Raw genomic sequence first — 12,549 nt, 5'->3', positions numbered from 1 at the left:
TCTTTTTGCGGATTTGTGCAGATTGTCATGGTGCGGGATGCGCCCTAGTTTCACTCACGACACGCCCCAAAGATCTTAAGGGGCATGAGAAGGAGAAAGCTTATGTCGATCCGTCCTGTTGTCGAAGCGCGCAGCGCAAAGCCCACGTTGGAAGGGGCAGGGGTGCATTTGCACCGCGCCTTTGGCTTTCAAGATCCAACCGAACTTGATCCGTTCTTGTTGTTTGACGATTTTCGTAACGAAGATCCCGCCTATTTCCAGAAAGGGTTCCCTTGGCATCCCCATCGTGGGATTGAGACAATCACCTATGTGCTGGCAGGCACGGTTGAGCATTCAGACAGCCTTGGCAATACTGGCAAATTGGGGGCAGGTTCGGTGCAATGGATGACCGCAGGGCGGGGCATCTTGCACCAAGAAATGCCGCTCGGAAACGCCAAAGGGCAAATGCACGGATTTCAGCTGTGGGGCAATCTGCCGTCATCTATGAAAATGACAGATCCGCGCTATCAAGATGTCGCCGCGCAAGAAATCCCAGAGGTGATTGATGATGATGGCACCCGCGTCAAAGTGATCGTTGGGGAGTTTTGGGGCAAGAAGGGCCCCGTTGATGGCATTGCCGCTGATCCTCAATATTTGGATATTTCGATCCCTGCGGGCGTGAAGAAAACCTTCCGCATCGACACCTATCGCCGCGCCTTTGCCTATGTCTTCGAAGGCCAAGCCGCATTCGCGGATGCAAGCCAACCCACAGGCGTGCTTTTGGAAAAAGAGGTCATGGGGCAAGAAGTGAACATTCGCGATATGTCGGGCGATCGCACCTTGATCCGATTTGGCACAGGCGATGAGATCACTGTGCAGGCGGGGCCTGAAGGTGTGCGGTTCCTTCTGATTTCGGGTGCACCGATTGAAGAACCTGTCGCGTGGCATGGGCCAATTGTGATGAATACCCAAGACGAAATCCGCCAAGCCATTGCGGATTTGCGCAATGGCACCTTTGTGGCGCCCGCGCATTAAGTCACCTTTCCAAGGGGCGGGGGATCCCCTAAGAAGCGGCCTATGTTGAACATTGTCGAACATGGCACGCCGCAGGATCGCCCGCCGCTTTTAATCGCGCATGGTCTTTATGGATCAGCGCGCAATTGGGGTGTGATTGCGAAACGGGTCGAACGGCATTGCCTCACCGTTGATATGCGCAACCACGGCGCAAGCCCATGGTATGACAGTCACAGCTACCCTGATCTGGCCAATGATCTGGCCCAAGTGATCGAGGCGCATGGCGCCTGTGCCGATGTGGTTGGCCATTCGATGGGAGGCAAGGCGGTGATGATGCTGGCTCTGACGCGGCCCGATTTGATCCGCCGCGCCGTGATCGCGGATATTGCCCCCGTGACCTATGGCCATTCGCAACAACCGATGATTGATGCCATGCGCGCAGTTGATCTCAGTGCGGTTGCGACACGCGGGGATGCAGATCGCCAATTGCAGGCCCATGTGAACGATGCAGGGGTGCGCGCGTTTTTGCTGCAATCGCTGGATGTTAAGGCACAGGCGTGGCGGCTAAACTTAGATGTTCTCTCGCGCGAAATGGCGAAGATCACAAGCTGGCCTGAGGGGGATTTCACCCCCTTTGCGGGGGATATCTTGTTCCTGTCGGGCGGGCGTTCCGATTATGTCCGCCCCGAGCATCGCCCCGCCATTAAGGCGCTGTTTCCCAATGCGAAATTCGCAGAAATTCCGCAAGCGGGGCATTGGCTGCATGCTGACACCCCGCGGGAATTTGTGGAAAGCCTCAAGGTGTTCTTAGGCTAACCTGCGCGTTTCATGCGCTGCATGATATTGGTCTTCCAGACAAATTGATGCACCAAGACCGCGCCCACATGCACCAAGACCAAAAGCATGAGAAGCGACTTGAGAACCTCATGCACCTCGGCGCTCGCCTCAATCTGACCGCCCCATGCCAGCATCCCTGTGATTGGCAAGGCCAGCATCAGCGCATAAAAGGCCCAATGGGCGAGATGCGATAGCCGCGCGAAAATCGCGGGCTCTTCTGCGGGGGCATCAGGCGCGCCGCGCCGCAGGCGCAGAACAAGCCGCCAGATCACCAAAAGCAGCACCAAAATCCCAGGAATGGCGTGGCTCGCCCATCCCAAGGATTGCGCGTAAACGCCTGTTTCAAGCGCCTGCTCATAGGCCTCTTCAATGCCTTCGTGGTAGACGAATTGATAAATGATCAGGGCGGCTATGCCCCAATGCAGCGCAATCTGCGTGCCGCTATAGCCCAGTGGTTTTGACATCTCTTTTCCGTTCCTATCAGGTTAATGCCTTAATACGCCCCGCTATGATCCACGCAGCGGGCAAGGCAATGACCGCACCACCCCCTGCGGCAATGGCAATCGGCTGCCACCCGTCAAGACCTGCGGCCAACACAGCTGTTACGCCGATCCCCGCCAAAGCTGTCGCGGCCAATGTGAACAAAAGCAAGAACAGGCGCATCTAACACCCCCTTTATCGCATGAGGCGCGTTCCCCATGAGGGCAGGATGGCAGAGGTGGGGCCAGTCCGCCTTGATTTTGGTCAATTCATTGAGAAAATATGACCTGCGCCGAAAGCGTGGCCCCAGACCCTACTTCCGACGCAGCACAAGGCCACCATTTACCCCCATCACTGCGCAAAGCCGCTGGCCCGACTGTTGCGCCCCCTCATCAGAGCGCGCGCGGGGCCGTGATGTCAAGGCAAAGCCGCGGGTCAGTTGGCTACAAAAAGGGCGTGGGAGTATTGGACGCGGGAGGGATAGCTGTTTGTTACCCTGCGCTTCAATGCTCATCGCTGGAGTTGCTAATGCGGTAGTTTTTGATTGGAGCGCGAGCTTGGGGCGTACGGGCAATGATTCCGATGTTGTCATTACAAAAAAAATATATATTTTTAACAACAAACAGACGTCGCACTGAGCATATCATGACACCCGATCATTTTGACAGGTCGATCTTCGAGGTTGTGAACAACCGAGCGCAAAAACTTGAAGGCGTGCTGGAGTCAGACGTAATTTTTTATCATGGAAGCATATACCCTCAGTATTTTCGATACTTCCGCGATTTTGTTGAACAGGTAAAGCGCGCAAGCAAACGTAGTGACAACGCAATATCTGTGATACTAAGAACTGGTGGCGGGTCAGCCGAAACCACAGAACGTATGGTCGGGGTCCTTCGTAAGCATTACAATACAGTCAACTTCGTCGTGCCGGACGTTGCGATGTCGGCAGGAACAATATTTTGTATGTCTGGTGACAAGATTTATATGGACTATGCATCAACCTTAGGTCCGATTGATCCTCAAGTGCCCACCCCAGATACTGGAGACTACGTGCCAGCGCTTGGATACCTTGATAAAGTGCAAGAGTTGACGGTTAAGGGGCAGCTTGCACCAGCCGACGTTGTAATGTTGAAAAGCCTTGATCTCGCTAAACTTGCACTTTTCGAGCAAGCTCGTGAGCTCTCAATAGAACTTCTTAAGAAGTGGTTAGTGGAGTACAAGTTCCGCAATTGGACGCAACATCGCACTACAAATCGTGGGGCGCCAGTCACTGAACACGAAAAAGCCGAACGCGCTGAGCAGATTGCGCGGGATTTAGCCGATCATCGAATGTGGCGATCTCACGGACGGAGCCTAGACGTGAAAAAGCTTACTGATCTAAGAATTGAGATTGACGATTATTCTGATGATGAGGCACTGCGAAATGCCATACGAGAATATAACGATCCTTTAACTGGTTTTGTGGATCGTATGCGTACGGAATTCATGCTACATAGTCACAATGTTCCGTTGTGAGGGAGGAAGCGATGAGCATAACTGGTGATGTACGGAAGCTGCTCGCCCACCAGCGGCAGCCTGAAGAGTTGGAAGGCGCTTTGCGCGATGCCGAGCTATTAGCGGACCTTTTTTCGGATGTAAGACCAATCCCGTACATTGTGCCGATAGAGAGGTTCGCTGGGTTGCCAATCTTAGGCGAGGAAAAGAGCAGCTTTCTACCTTAGCCCGCTTCATACGCAGTGCATAATTTTGCCTGCCTACGCCCTAAGTGGTTGAGCGTAACTTAAGGCACTGTAAGCGGTTAACTGGGACCTAGCATTGGCCCCCGACCAATTTTTTGATGGTGGTAGTTCTAGGACGCATTGTCTTATTACCATTGGCACGACCTGTGCGTGATTGGCATCGCTTGAAAAATTACTGAACCAAACGCTCTGATTAATGCTCAATCATCCATCTTCAACGCGTTGATGAACGCGCTTTGCGGGATTTCGACCTTGCCGAATTGGCGCATCTTCTTCTTGCCCGCTTTCTGCTTATCCAAGAGTTTCCGCTTGCGGGTGGCATCCCCGCCATAACATTTTGCGGTCACGTCCTTGCGCAGCGCGGCCAAGGTTTCGCGTGCGATGATGCGCCCGCCAATCGCGGCTTGGATCGGGATTTTGAACATATGGCGGGGGATCAGCTCTTTGAGCTTTTCGCACATCATGCGGCCCCGCTGTTCGGCGCGGTCCCGATGCACCATGGTCGATAGGGCATCAACTGGCTCATCATTCACCAGAATTTGCATTTTGACCAAGTAATCCTGCTGATAGCCCGTCATCTGATAGTCAAAGCTGGCATAGCCTTTGGTGACCGATTTCAGGCGGTCGTAGAAGTCAAACACAACTTCGTTCAGCGGCAAATCATAGACCACCATCGCGCGGTTGCCCGCATAGGTGAGGTCAAGCTGCACCCCGCGGCGGTCTTGGCAGAGTTTCAGGACATCGCCCAAGAAATCATCAGGCACAAGGATCGTGGCCTTGATCCGCGGTTCTTCGATATGATCGACATAGGTCAGGTCGGGCATATCGGCGGGATTGTGCAATTCCACCATCGACCCATCCCGCATATGCACATGATAAATCACCGAAGGTGCGGTGGTGATAAGGTCGATATCATATTCACGCTCGAGACGGTCGCGGATGACCTCAAGGTGCAAAAGACCCAAGAACCCGCAGCGGAAGCCGAACCCAAGCGCGGCCGAGGTTTCCATCTCATAGGTAAAGCTTGCGTCATTGAGGGCCAATTTCTCAATCGCATCGCGCAGGTCTTCGAAGTCATTGGCATCCACAGGGAAAAGGCCGCAGAACACCACAGGGATCGAGGGCTTGAACCCAGGAAGCGCTGCCGCACAGCCGCCTTTATCATGGGTGATGGTGTCGCCCACACGGGTGTCGCGCACCTGTTTGATGGAGGCGGTCAGAAACCCGATCTCGCCTGGCCCGAGCTCTGCAATATTTTCCATCCGCGGGCGGAACACGCCTAGGCGGTCAATTTGATACAGCCCGCCCGTTTTTATCATACGGACGCGGTCGCCCTTTTTGATCTTGCCATCCACAACGCGGATCAGAACGACCACGCCCAGATAAGGGTCATAATAGCTGTCGATCAGCATCGCTTTTAGCGGTGCATTCGCGTCACCTGTGGGTGCAGGCAGGCGGGTGACGATTGCCTCTAGAACGTCAGGGATGCCCAAACCCGTTTTCGCGGAAATCATGACCGCGTCCGAGGCATCAATCCCGATCACATCTTCGATCTGTTCGCAAACCCGTTCAGGTTCGGCGGCAGGCAGGTCAATCTTATTGAGAACGGGAACAATCTCATGATCCGCTTCAATCGCCTGATACACATTGGCCAAGGTCTGCGCTTCAACCCCTTGGCTGGCATCCACAACCAATAGCGACCCTTCCACCGCCCGCATCGAGCGGCTGACCTCATAGGCGAAATCGACATGGCCGGGCGTGTCGATCAGGTTCAGAACATAGGTCTGGCCGTCCTTGGCAGGGTATTCAATCCGCACAGTATTGGCCTTGATGGTGATCCCGCGCTCGCGCTCGATATCCATCGCGTCAAGCAATTGCTCTTTCATATCTCGCTCGGCCACTGTGCCTGTCAATTGAATCAGGCGATCCGCCAAGGTGGATTTGCCGTGGTCGATATGCGCCACGATGGAGAAGTTACGAATGCGAGAAAGCTCGGTCATGTTGGCCCTAGGCTATGCGTGCAGTAAGCGGTCAGATAGCGCAAGGCGGGCCAATAGGAAAGAGGGCTCAGATGATAAACCCGCGCAAGCACATGCCCTGCCTGCGCGGGTTTGCGGGATCAGTTGTTATGGCCTTCGCCCATCGACCCGTGGCCACTCATGGAATGACCTTCGGGCATGCGATCAAGATCAACGGGGATGGTCACTGTCAGCGGGCTTGCCGTCTCGAAGGTGAACGTCACTTCGATCTCAGCACCATTTTCCATCGGTGCATTCAGCCCCATGAACATCACGTGCTTGCCGCCACGTTCTAGGAAGATGGTTTCGCCTGCTGCAATGGGAAACCCTTCTTCGACATGCACCATACGCATCACCCCATCCCCATCGGCGATATGGGTGTGTAGCTCGACTTTGGCAGCCGCATCTGACGTCACGCCCGTGATGACGTCATCTTGGCCCGTATCGTTGGTGATTTGCATAAAGGCCGCACCTGTGGGGGCCGAGGGGCCTGTGCTGCGGGCATAGGCATCGCTGACGACCATATCGGCCAACGCGAAAGAGGGCAGCGCGCAGAGGGCTGCCGCGAGGAAAAACTGTTTTTTCATTTTGGATATCTCCATCCAGATCTGTGTTGAAATTCAAATAGGGTTGAACTCACAGAAGGATGGGGGGTGCGCGGGCCTGTTTGTGGCGGGGGAGAGAGGCCCCAATTAGGGTGGGGGCTTCGCGTGTCTGGTCAAATTTATGATAGCTTGCATTAGCCTGCCAAGCAGGGCTGAGGATCAGCGGGGCGGCATGGGCCAGATGGCAATCAAGGCAGGCGTGTTTGTGCGCGACAGGCGCCCCGTCTTGATCCAGAAGTGGCAAGCCCTGCGCATCGGTGGCGATCCAGACCTGCTCGGCCCCGAGGCATAATGTCGTTAAGTCGCCCCAAACCATTTGACCGCGCGCCATGGCATGGGCGCTGCTCGTTAGCACCATCAGCGCAATCAGCGCTGTCATCAGCCAATTGGAAGCCTTGCGTATCATGGCGCCAATCAAAACCACAAAAAACAATGTCTGGCCCTGCGCGATGGTGTCGCGTTGCCGCATAAAACGAAACACCCCGCAACCAAGGGTCGGGGGCGTTTCTTGCAGCATCCTCACCCGCGAAGGTCAGGATCTCGATAAGCGGTGATTAGGCTTGCGCAGCTTGCGCTTTGGCAATCTCGCGCTTGATCTTCAAGGCGCGGGGCGACAAGACGTCATCCTTCGCGCGCAGAAGAACAGCATCCAAACCGCCGCGCGCATCTACGGTGCGCAAAGCAGAGTTGGAAACACGCAGTTTGAAGCTGCGATCAAGAATTTCAGAGCCCAAATTCACTTCCGTCAGGTTTGGCAGGAAGCGGCGCTTGGTTTTGTTGTTGGCATGGCTGACATTGTTGCCAGACATCGGCCCCTTGCCAGTCAATTCGCAGACGCGTGACATTGGATCATCCTCGTCATAAGAACGGTGTATAACTATAAAAGGGCGCGGAAGGCTCCACGCCCCTTAATCTCGCGAGGGGATACGGGCCTTCGCCGCAGGTGTCAAGCGATTCATCGGCAAGATTTCTGCTTCCGTCCGAGATCTTGGAAAGCGCAGTTTTGTCGCAAAATGCAGTAGTTTGAACCTGCCTCTACCCAATCCCTATTGATTCCCCTAGACTGGCTGTGGATAACTAGCATCCAGATGCAGGATATTGAGCAGGGATAAGGAACCACCATGCGTTGCCCCTTTTGCGGAAATGTTGACACCCAAGTCAAAGACAGCCGCCCCGCCGAAGACCATGTCGCCATTCGCCGCCGTAGGCTCTGCCCAGGCTGTGGGGGACGGTTCACCACTTATGAAAGGGTGCAACTGCGCGATTTGGTGGTCGTGAAAACCAATGGTAAGCGCGAAGATTTCGACCGCGATAAGCTTGAACGCTCCATTCGTATTTCTATGCAGAAGCGTCCGGTCGAGCCTGAGCGGATTGATCAAATGATCTCTGGCATTGTGCGGCGTTTGGAAAGCATCGGCGACACGGATATTCCATCGAAAACCATCGGTGAGATCGTGATGGAAAGCCTCGCGCGGATTGATACAGTCGCCTATGTGCGCTTTGCGAGCGTGTATAAGAATTTCCAAGCTGCGGATGATTTCGAAGATTTCGTTGCTGAATTGCGCCCGCCGATCCCCCCTGAGGGGTGAGCCGCAATGAACGCGGCATCGCAGGAAGAAGATTTACGCTTCATGCGGGCCGCGCTGACACTCGGACAGCGCGGGCAAGGTCGCACTTGGCCAAACCCTGCTGTTGGCTGTTTGATTGTTAAAGATGGCTTGATCATCGGGCGGGGCGTGACCGCACCTTCGGGTCGGCCACATGCCGAAACGCAAGCCTTGGCACAAGCGGGGGAAGGCGCGCGGGGGGCGACTGCCTATGTTACGCTTGAGCCGTGCAATCATCACGGCCAAACCCCGCCTTGCAGCATGGCCTTGATCGAGGCAGGGGTGGCCCGTGTGGTCATCGCCCAAGATGATCCCGACCCGCGCACCGCGGGGCAGGGCATCGCGCGGCTGCGTGACGCGGGTATATCTGTGACGACCGATATTGCCGCGCCCGAAGCTGCGCAGGCCCATGCAGGGTTTTTCATGCGTGTGACACGCGGCAGGCCCTTGGTGCATTTGAAACTGGCAACAACGCTTGATGGTCGCATCGCAACGGCCAGTGGCGAAAGCCGCTGGATCACGGGTCCTGAGGCGCGGCGTATGACCCATGTCATGCGTGGCTGCCATGATGCCGTGATGATCGGTGCCGCCACCGCGCGGGCCGATGACCCTGACCTCACCTTGCGCGATATTGGCAGCCCGCATCAGCCGTTGCGCGTTATCCTTTCGCGCAGGTTAGATTTGCCGCGTGGGGGGCGCTTGCAAGCCTCTATCGCGAAGGCGCCGCTTTGGCTTGTCCATGGCCAAGACGCCCCGCATGAGGCCTGTGCCTATTGGGGCGAGGCAGGGGCGCATTTGATCCCGCTTGCCCAGTCCCAAGGGGGGCATCTTGAGTTGAACGCCGCATTGCAGGCGTTGGGGGATGCAGGTCTGACCTCCGTTTTCTGCGAGGGCGGGGGGGCTTTGGCCGCAGGTCTGTTATCGGCGGATTTGGTGGATCGTCTCAGTGTATTTTCCGCAGGCAGCCTGATTGGTGCCGAGGGGAAGCCCGCGCTTGGTGCTTTAGGGATTTCCGAACTTGCCGCTGCACCACGGTTCTCGCGCCTTACGCATCGTGTGGTTGGGGCGGATATTCTCAGCCAATGGTTGCGCGTCTAAAACGCCTTGCGCAGACGATTTAGGCGATCCATTGCCGTCAGAATGGGGCTGCGCCGTTGTGGATCTTTGAGACGGGCAAGCGCCACCTCAATGCTACAAGGGCTATTGATGATCGGATCATAATATCGCGGATAGGCGATGAGCGCGGCATAGGTCAGCGAAAGAAGATCAGGCTGCACCCCTTTGCGCCGCTCGGGTCGTGGTAAAAGATCATCCGTTAGCCGCCATCCCGCATAAAAGGGCATGCCTGTTGTGGTCACGGGAACCCCCCGCAAAAGCGCCTCAAACCCATAAGTTGAGGAGATGGTCATAACCCGGTCAATTTCGGCGAGCAGCTTGGTGGGGTTGCCCTTGAGGACGATGTGATCGACCAAAGGCCCAAGATCTGTATCCCCTTCACGCAGGCCAGCCACCACATCGGGGTGGGGTTTGTAGATCAGGACAGCATCGGGAAATCGTGCCCGTGCAGCCTCGGCCAAGGTGCGGTCGCTGCGAATATCGCCTGCGCCATGGCGGATTGAGGCATCATCGGCCACTTGACCCACCACCAAGACCCGTGCCCGTCCATCGCGGGGCGGCAGGGCAGGGGTGATAGGATCAGCAAGCCCGTATTTATTGGCCCCTGTTTTGCGGATAAGCGTCAGCACGGTTTCGACCCGCGCGCTAAGCCCCTCAGGCAGGGGCGTGGTGTCGCGGATCAAAGCCTCAAGGCGTGAAGGTTGGCTTGGATCATAATGTATGCCCAGATCATCGCAGATCAGACTTAGCGGCGGGATCAGCCTTGCGCCAAGGCCATTTGAGCGGAGGAACCCATCCTCAACCCTTATCGCTGTGGATTTCGTGTTGTCGCGTGCGGCCCAAACCATTGGGCGGGGCGTGCTCTTGGGGTTCACGGGCCCCTGCGCGAAACGGATTGGCCCCTTGAAAAAGCGGCGCAGATGCCTGCGCTTCCATAGGCTCATGCCATAGGCTGTGTAGCCGCCTCGATCTTCGCGCCACGCGCGGGCTGTGGCCTCGAGATGGCCCAAGACATCTTCGATGTTGCACAGCCTGTCGTGATGGGGGTCATACCATTTTGGATAGAGGATGAGCGCCGCCGCAGCCAATTGTGCGCGGCTCAGGCTGCGATTGCGCCTTGGCATTTGACCCAGACGATCATCGCTGAGGCCCCATCCCGCGTAAAAAGGTGCGCCAAAGGTCACGGGCCGATGCCCCGCCAAAATGGCCTCGAACCCCATTGTGCTTGAGACAGTATAAACCGCGATTGCCCCTTCGAACAAAATCCATGGCGAATAGTTGGCATCAAGCAGGGTGATGTTATCGTCAAATCCACCTATAACTGCGGGCGTGAAATGCCCTGCCCGCAATCCTCGGGCGGTTTCGGGATGGGTTTTGATGACGATATGCGCTTTTGGATGATCGGCACGGGCGGTGGCCAACATTTCCTGAAAATGCGAAGCATTGGCCATGGCCCCTGTGATTGAGGCGTCACCACGGGCTTGGTCGATAACCAACACATAGCCTGCAGGCAGAGGGGGCAGATCAAGGTCTGTGGCGCTAAATTTTGACAGATGGCACGCGCGCATTCGTGCGATGACAGAGCGCGCCCTATTCAAAACGGCGCTATCATCCAAAGGATTGTGCCGCAGGATGGTTTCTAAATCGCTGCTTTGGCGGGCATCATAATAGATGCCGCTGCGATCTAGCACGAGGCCAATCGGTGCTTCGCCTGTGCGGCCCGGGAAAAGGCCACGCAAAAATGCCTCCTCCACGCGGATCAGCGGCAGCGCGCATCGCGTTGCGGTGCGTTCGGCGCGCGCGGCATATCTGCCATTGCCCCATGCCAAAACAGCCTCCGCGCGATGCGGGGGGCAGAGGCTTGGGGTTAATCCTGCCAGTGTTAGGATACGATGGATGCGGCGATTGGTGAAAAACCCCGCCGTGACTGCAATCCCCCGCCCTTTTGGGGCGGGGGATTTTGGCTGTGCGTCAAAGGTGCAGGCTTTAATTGCCATTCGCCAAATTGGTGATGGCCCCAGCAGTCGACAGCGTGCCGGTCACAACACCCAACACCTTAGACCATTGCGCAAACGGGGCTTCGGTCACGAGGATCGTGTCACCATCGCGGATCACAAAATCGCGCGCCTCGAACATGCCCGTGGGTGCGGTCAGATCCAGCACATAAATCATCCGCTGCGTGCCCGTCAGATCATTGCGGCCCAATACATTGCGCGCGATGGTTTCAGGCTCGTTGCGCAGTACGAAAACCCCTGTTGGATCGGCAAGGTTCGAGTTCAGGCCACCCACTGTTGCAATGGCATCAATTGCGGAGATCGTTTGGCTCTCGAAATCGACCCGTGTTTGTTGGCCTGTCGCACCAAGCGAGGTGAAGGAACGGCTGTCCTCCTCAACCAGAATTCGGTCGCCCGCACGAAGAGCGATATCCAATTCTGGGTTTTCATAGAGATCTTTGAACCAAATTGTTCCGCGATGCGCACCGCGCAAAACCGTGACGCGAGAAATATCAGGGTCGCCCGTCATGCCGCCTGCAACGGCCAACATACCCGACAAGGTGCGGTTAGGGCGCTCGATTGGGTAGACGCCTTGGCTGGCAATGGTGCCTGCCACTGACACAGTCGACCCATCGCCCGCAGTGCGGCGCACGATGACTTGGGGGTCTGGGGTTTGCTCGTCCAAATTGCGGGTCAAGATTTCCCGCAATTGATCGGGCGTGTTGCCTGCGGCGCGAATGCGACCTGCATAGGGCACGAAAATATTGCCTGCGCCATCCACTTGGACTTCTTGGATTGTGGCATTGCCAGATTGCCCTGCCAATAGGCCATCATCCACGTTTTCATAAACGGTCAGGCTAATCTCATCCCCTGGTTGGATGATGTCCGCATTGCCAATCCCTGCCGTGATGAACTCGGTCGGGAACCCAAGCGCCTCGGTCACTGAGGTCGCGCGGGTTACACGCGAATTCACCTCGACCACAAAGGCATCGCCTTGGCGCTGAACAGAGCCTGCAAAGATTTGACCACGGGTTGGCCCTGATCGCGGCAAACACCCTGCAAGCATTGCCGCAACAACAAGCGCGACAAGGCGCGCCCCTTTTGAAGCCTGCTTGAACACGTGACGGCTCCTTCTGAAATAACTGCCTCGATTATATTTT

At 56.2% G+C, this 12,549-nt stretch carries 13 protein-coding genes; 5 read left to right on the top strand and 8 right to left on the bottom strand.

Features of this window, described 5'->3' with window-relative positions:
* Positions 1-102: 102 nt before the first annotated feature.
* Both RYZ18_RS06325 and RYZ18_RS06320 read left to right on the top strand, forming a co-directional pair.
* Complete coding sequence (locus RYZ18_RS06325; protein WP_317655577.1) at positions 103-1,014, top strand: pirin family protein; 912 nt, start codon at positions 103-105, stop codon at positions 1,012-1,014.
* A 42-nt stretch (positions 1,015-1,056) separates the two neighbouring features.
* Positions 1,057-1,809, top strand: a complete 753-nt coding sequence (locus tag RYZ18_RS06320; RefSeq protein ID WP_317655576.1) for an alpha/beta fold hydrolase — start codon at positions 1,057-1,059, stop codon at positions 1,807-1,809.
* On the opposite strand, the gene RYZ18_RS06315 is transcribed toward RYZ18_RS06320, so the two are convergent.
* The gene (locus RYZ18_RS06315) at positions 1,806-2,294 is read right to left on the bottom strand and encodes a cytochrome b (protein WP_317655575.1); all 489 of its coding nucleotides are present in this window, start codon (positions 2,292-2,294) and stop codon (positions 1,806-1,808) included. The genes RYZ18_RS06320 and RYZ18_RS06315 overlap by 4 nt on opposite strands.
* A gap of 16 nt (positions 2,295-2,310) precedes the next feature.
* Complete coding sequence (locus tag RYZ18_RS06310; RefSeq protein ID WP_317655574.1) at positions 2,311-2,493, bottom strand: CTP synthetase; 183 nt, start codon at positions 2,491-2,493, stop codon at positions 2,311-2,313.
* Between the two features lie 390 nt (positions 2,494-2,883).
* Between RYZ18_RS06310 and RYZ18_RS06305 the strand changes: the two genes are divergently transcribed.
* Positions 2,884-3,825 carry an SDH family Clp fold serine proteinase gene (locus tag RYZ18_RS06305; RefSeq protein WP_317655573.1) on the top strand — a complete coding sequence of 314 codons (942 nt, stop codon included), beginning with the start codon at positions 2,884-2,886 and terminating at the stop codon, positions 3,823-3,825.
* Positions 3,826-4,249: 424 nt separating this feature from the next.
* Here the strand turns inward: RYZ18_RS06305 and lepA are convergent, their stop codons facing one another.
* The 4 genes from lepA to rpmB all read right to left on the bottom strand — a co-directional run bounded on the left by lepA (position 4,250) and on the right by rpmB (position 7,517).
* Positions 4,250-6,049, bottom strand: coding sequence for a translation elongation factor 4 (gene lepA / locus RYZ18_RS06300; RefSeq protein ID WP_317655571.1), 1,800 nt, complete (start codon positions 6,047-6,049; stop codon positions 4,250-4,252).
* Positions 6,050-6,168: 119 nt separating this feature from the next.
* Positions 6,169-6,654 (bottom strand): copper chaperone PCu(A)C, encoded by a 486-nt coding sequence (locus RYZ18_RS06295; RefSeq protein ID WP_317655570.1) that lies wholly within the window; start codon positions 6,652-6,654, stop codon positions 6,169-6,171.
* A gap of 49 nt (positions 6,655-6,703) precedes the next feature.
* Positions 6,704-7,141, bottom strand: coding sequence for a hypothetical protein (locus tag RYZ18_RS06290; protein WP_317655569.1), 438 nt, complete (start codon positions 7,139-7,141; stop codon positions 6,704-6,706).
* A gap of 85 nt (positions 7,142-7,226) precedes the next feature.
* Positions 7,227-7,517 carry a 50S ribosomal protein L28 gene (gene rpmB / locus RYZ18_RS06285; protein WP_317655567.1) on the bottom strand — a complete coding sequence of 97 codons (291 nt, stop codon included), beginning with the start codon at positions 7,515-7,517 and terminating at the stop codon, positions 7,227-7,229.
* A 276-nt stretch (positions 7,518-7,793) separates the two neighbouring features.
* On the opposite strand from rpmB, the gene nrdR reads away from it, so the two are divergent.
* Positions 7,794-8,261, top strand: a complete 468-nt coding sequence (gene nrdR, locus RYZ18_RS06280) for a transcriptional regulator NrdR (RefSeq protein WP_317655566.1) — start codon at positions 7,794-7,796, stop codon at positions 8,259-8,261.
* A 6-nt stretch (positions 8,262-8,267) separates the two neighbouring features.
* Positions 8,268-9,377 (top strand): bifunctional diaminohydroxyphosphoribosylaminopyrimidine deaminase/5-amino-6-(5-phosphoribosylamino)uracil reductase RibD, encoded by a 1,110-nt coding sequence (ribD, locus tag RYZ18_RS06275; protein ID WP_317655564.1) that lies wholly within the window; start codon positions 8,268-8,270, stop codon positions 9,375-9,377.
* Here ribD and RYZ18_RS06270 read toward each other — a convergent pair.
* Together RYZ18_RS06270 and RYZ18_RS06265 are read right to left on the bottom strand one after the other, a co-directional pair.
* A complete protein-coding gene (locus RYZ18_RS06270; protein WP_317655562.1) occupies positions 9,374-11,392 on the bottom strand; it encodes a capsular polysaccharide biosynthesis protein in 2,019 nt (672 codons plus the stop codon). The genes ribD and RYZ18_RS06270 overlap by 4 nt on opposite strands.
* Positions 11,382-12,455, bottom strand: coding sequence for a polysaccharide biosynthesis/export family protein (locus RYZ18_RS06265; RefSeq protein WP_317655836.1), 1,074 nt, complete (start codon positions 12,453-12,455; stop codon positions 11,382-11,384). Before RYZ18_RS06265 ends, RYZ18_RS06270 begins: the two co-directional genes overlap by 11 nt.
* Positions 12,456-12,549 lie beyond the last annotated feature (94 nt).

The sequence above is a fragment of the Roseovarius sp. 10 genome (genome assembly GCF_033100315.1).
GTDB lineage: Bacteria > Pseudomonadota > Alphaproteobacteria > Rhodobacterales > Rhodobacteraceae > M30B80.
Note: the sequence above shows the minus strand (reverse complement) of the source record. Positions and strands in the feature narration are given on the sequence as shown.

What these genes read in the sequence shown, in the direction of transcription:
- RYZ18_RS06325 (WP_317655577.1), top strand. Translation starts at nt 103, where the DNA reads ATGTCGATCCGTCCTGTTGTCGAAGCGCGCAGCGCAAAGCCCACGTTG.
- RYZ18_RS06320 (WP_317655576.1), top strand. Translation starts at nt 1,057, where the DNA reads ATGTTGAACATTGTCGAACATGGCACGCCGCAGGATCGCCCGCCGCTT.
- RYZ18_RS06315 (WP_317655575.1), bottom strand. Translation starts at nt 2,294, where the DNA reads ATGTCAAAACCACTGGGCTATAGCGGCACGCAGATTGCGCTGCATTGG.
- RYZ18_RS06310 (WP_317655574.1), bottom strand. Translation starts at nt 2,493, where the DNA reads ATGCGCCTGTTCTTGCTTTTGTTCACATTGGCCGCGACAGCTTTGGCG.
- RYZ18_RS06305 (WP_317655573.1), top strand. Translation starts at nt 2,884, where the DNA reads ATGATTCCGATGTTGTCATTACAAAAAAAATATATATTTTTAACAACA.
- lepA (WP_317655571.1), bottom strand. Translation starts at nt 6,049, where the DNA reads ATGACCGAGCTTTCTCGCATTCGTAACTTCTCCATCGTGGCGCATATC.
- RYZ18_RS06295 (WP_317655570.1), bottom strand. Translation starts at nt 6,654, where the DNA reads ATGAAAAAACAGTTTTTCCTCGCGGCAGCCCTCTGCGCGCTGCCCTCT.
- RYZ18_RS06290 (WP_317655569.1), bottom strand. Translation starts at nt 7,141, where the DNA reads ATGCGGCAACGCGACACCATCGCGCAGGGCCAGACATTGTTTTTTGTG.
- rpmB (WP_317655567.1), bottom strand. Translation starts at nt 7,517, where the DNA reads ATGTCACGCGTCTGCGAATTGACTGGCAAGGGGCCGATGTCTGGCAAC.
- nrdR (WP_317655566.1), top strand. Translation starts at nt 7,794, where the DNA reads ATGCGTTGCCCCTTTTGCGGAAATGTTGACACCCAAGTCAAAGACAGC.
- ribD (WP_317655564.1), top strand. Translation starts at nt 8,268, where the DNA reads ATGAACGCGGCATCGCAGGAAGAAGATTTACGCTTCATGCGGGCCGCG.
- RYZ18_RS06270 (WP_317655562.1), bottom strand. Translation starts at nt 11,392, where the DNA reads ATGGCAATTAAAGCCTGCACCTTTGACGCACAGCCAAAATCCCCCGCC.
- RYZ18_RS06265 (WP_317655836.1), bottom strand. Translation starts at nt 12,455, where the DNA reads ATGCTTGCAGGGTGTTTGCCGCGATCAGGGCCAACCCGTGGTCAAATC.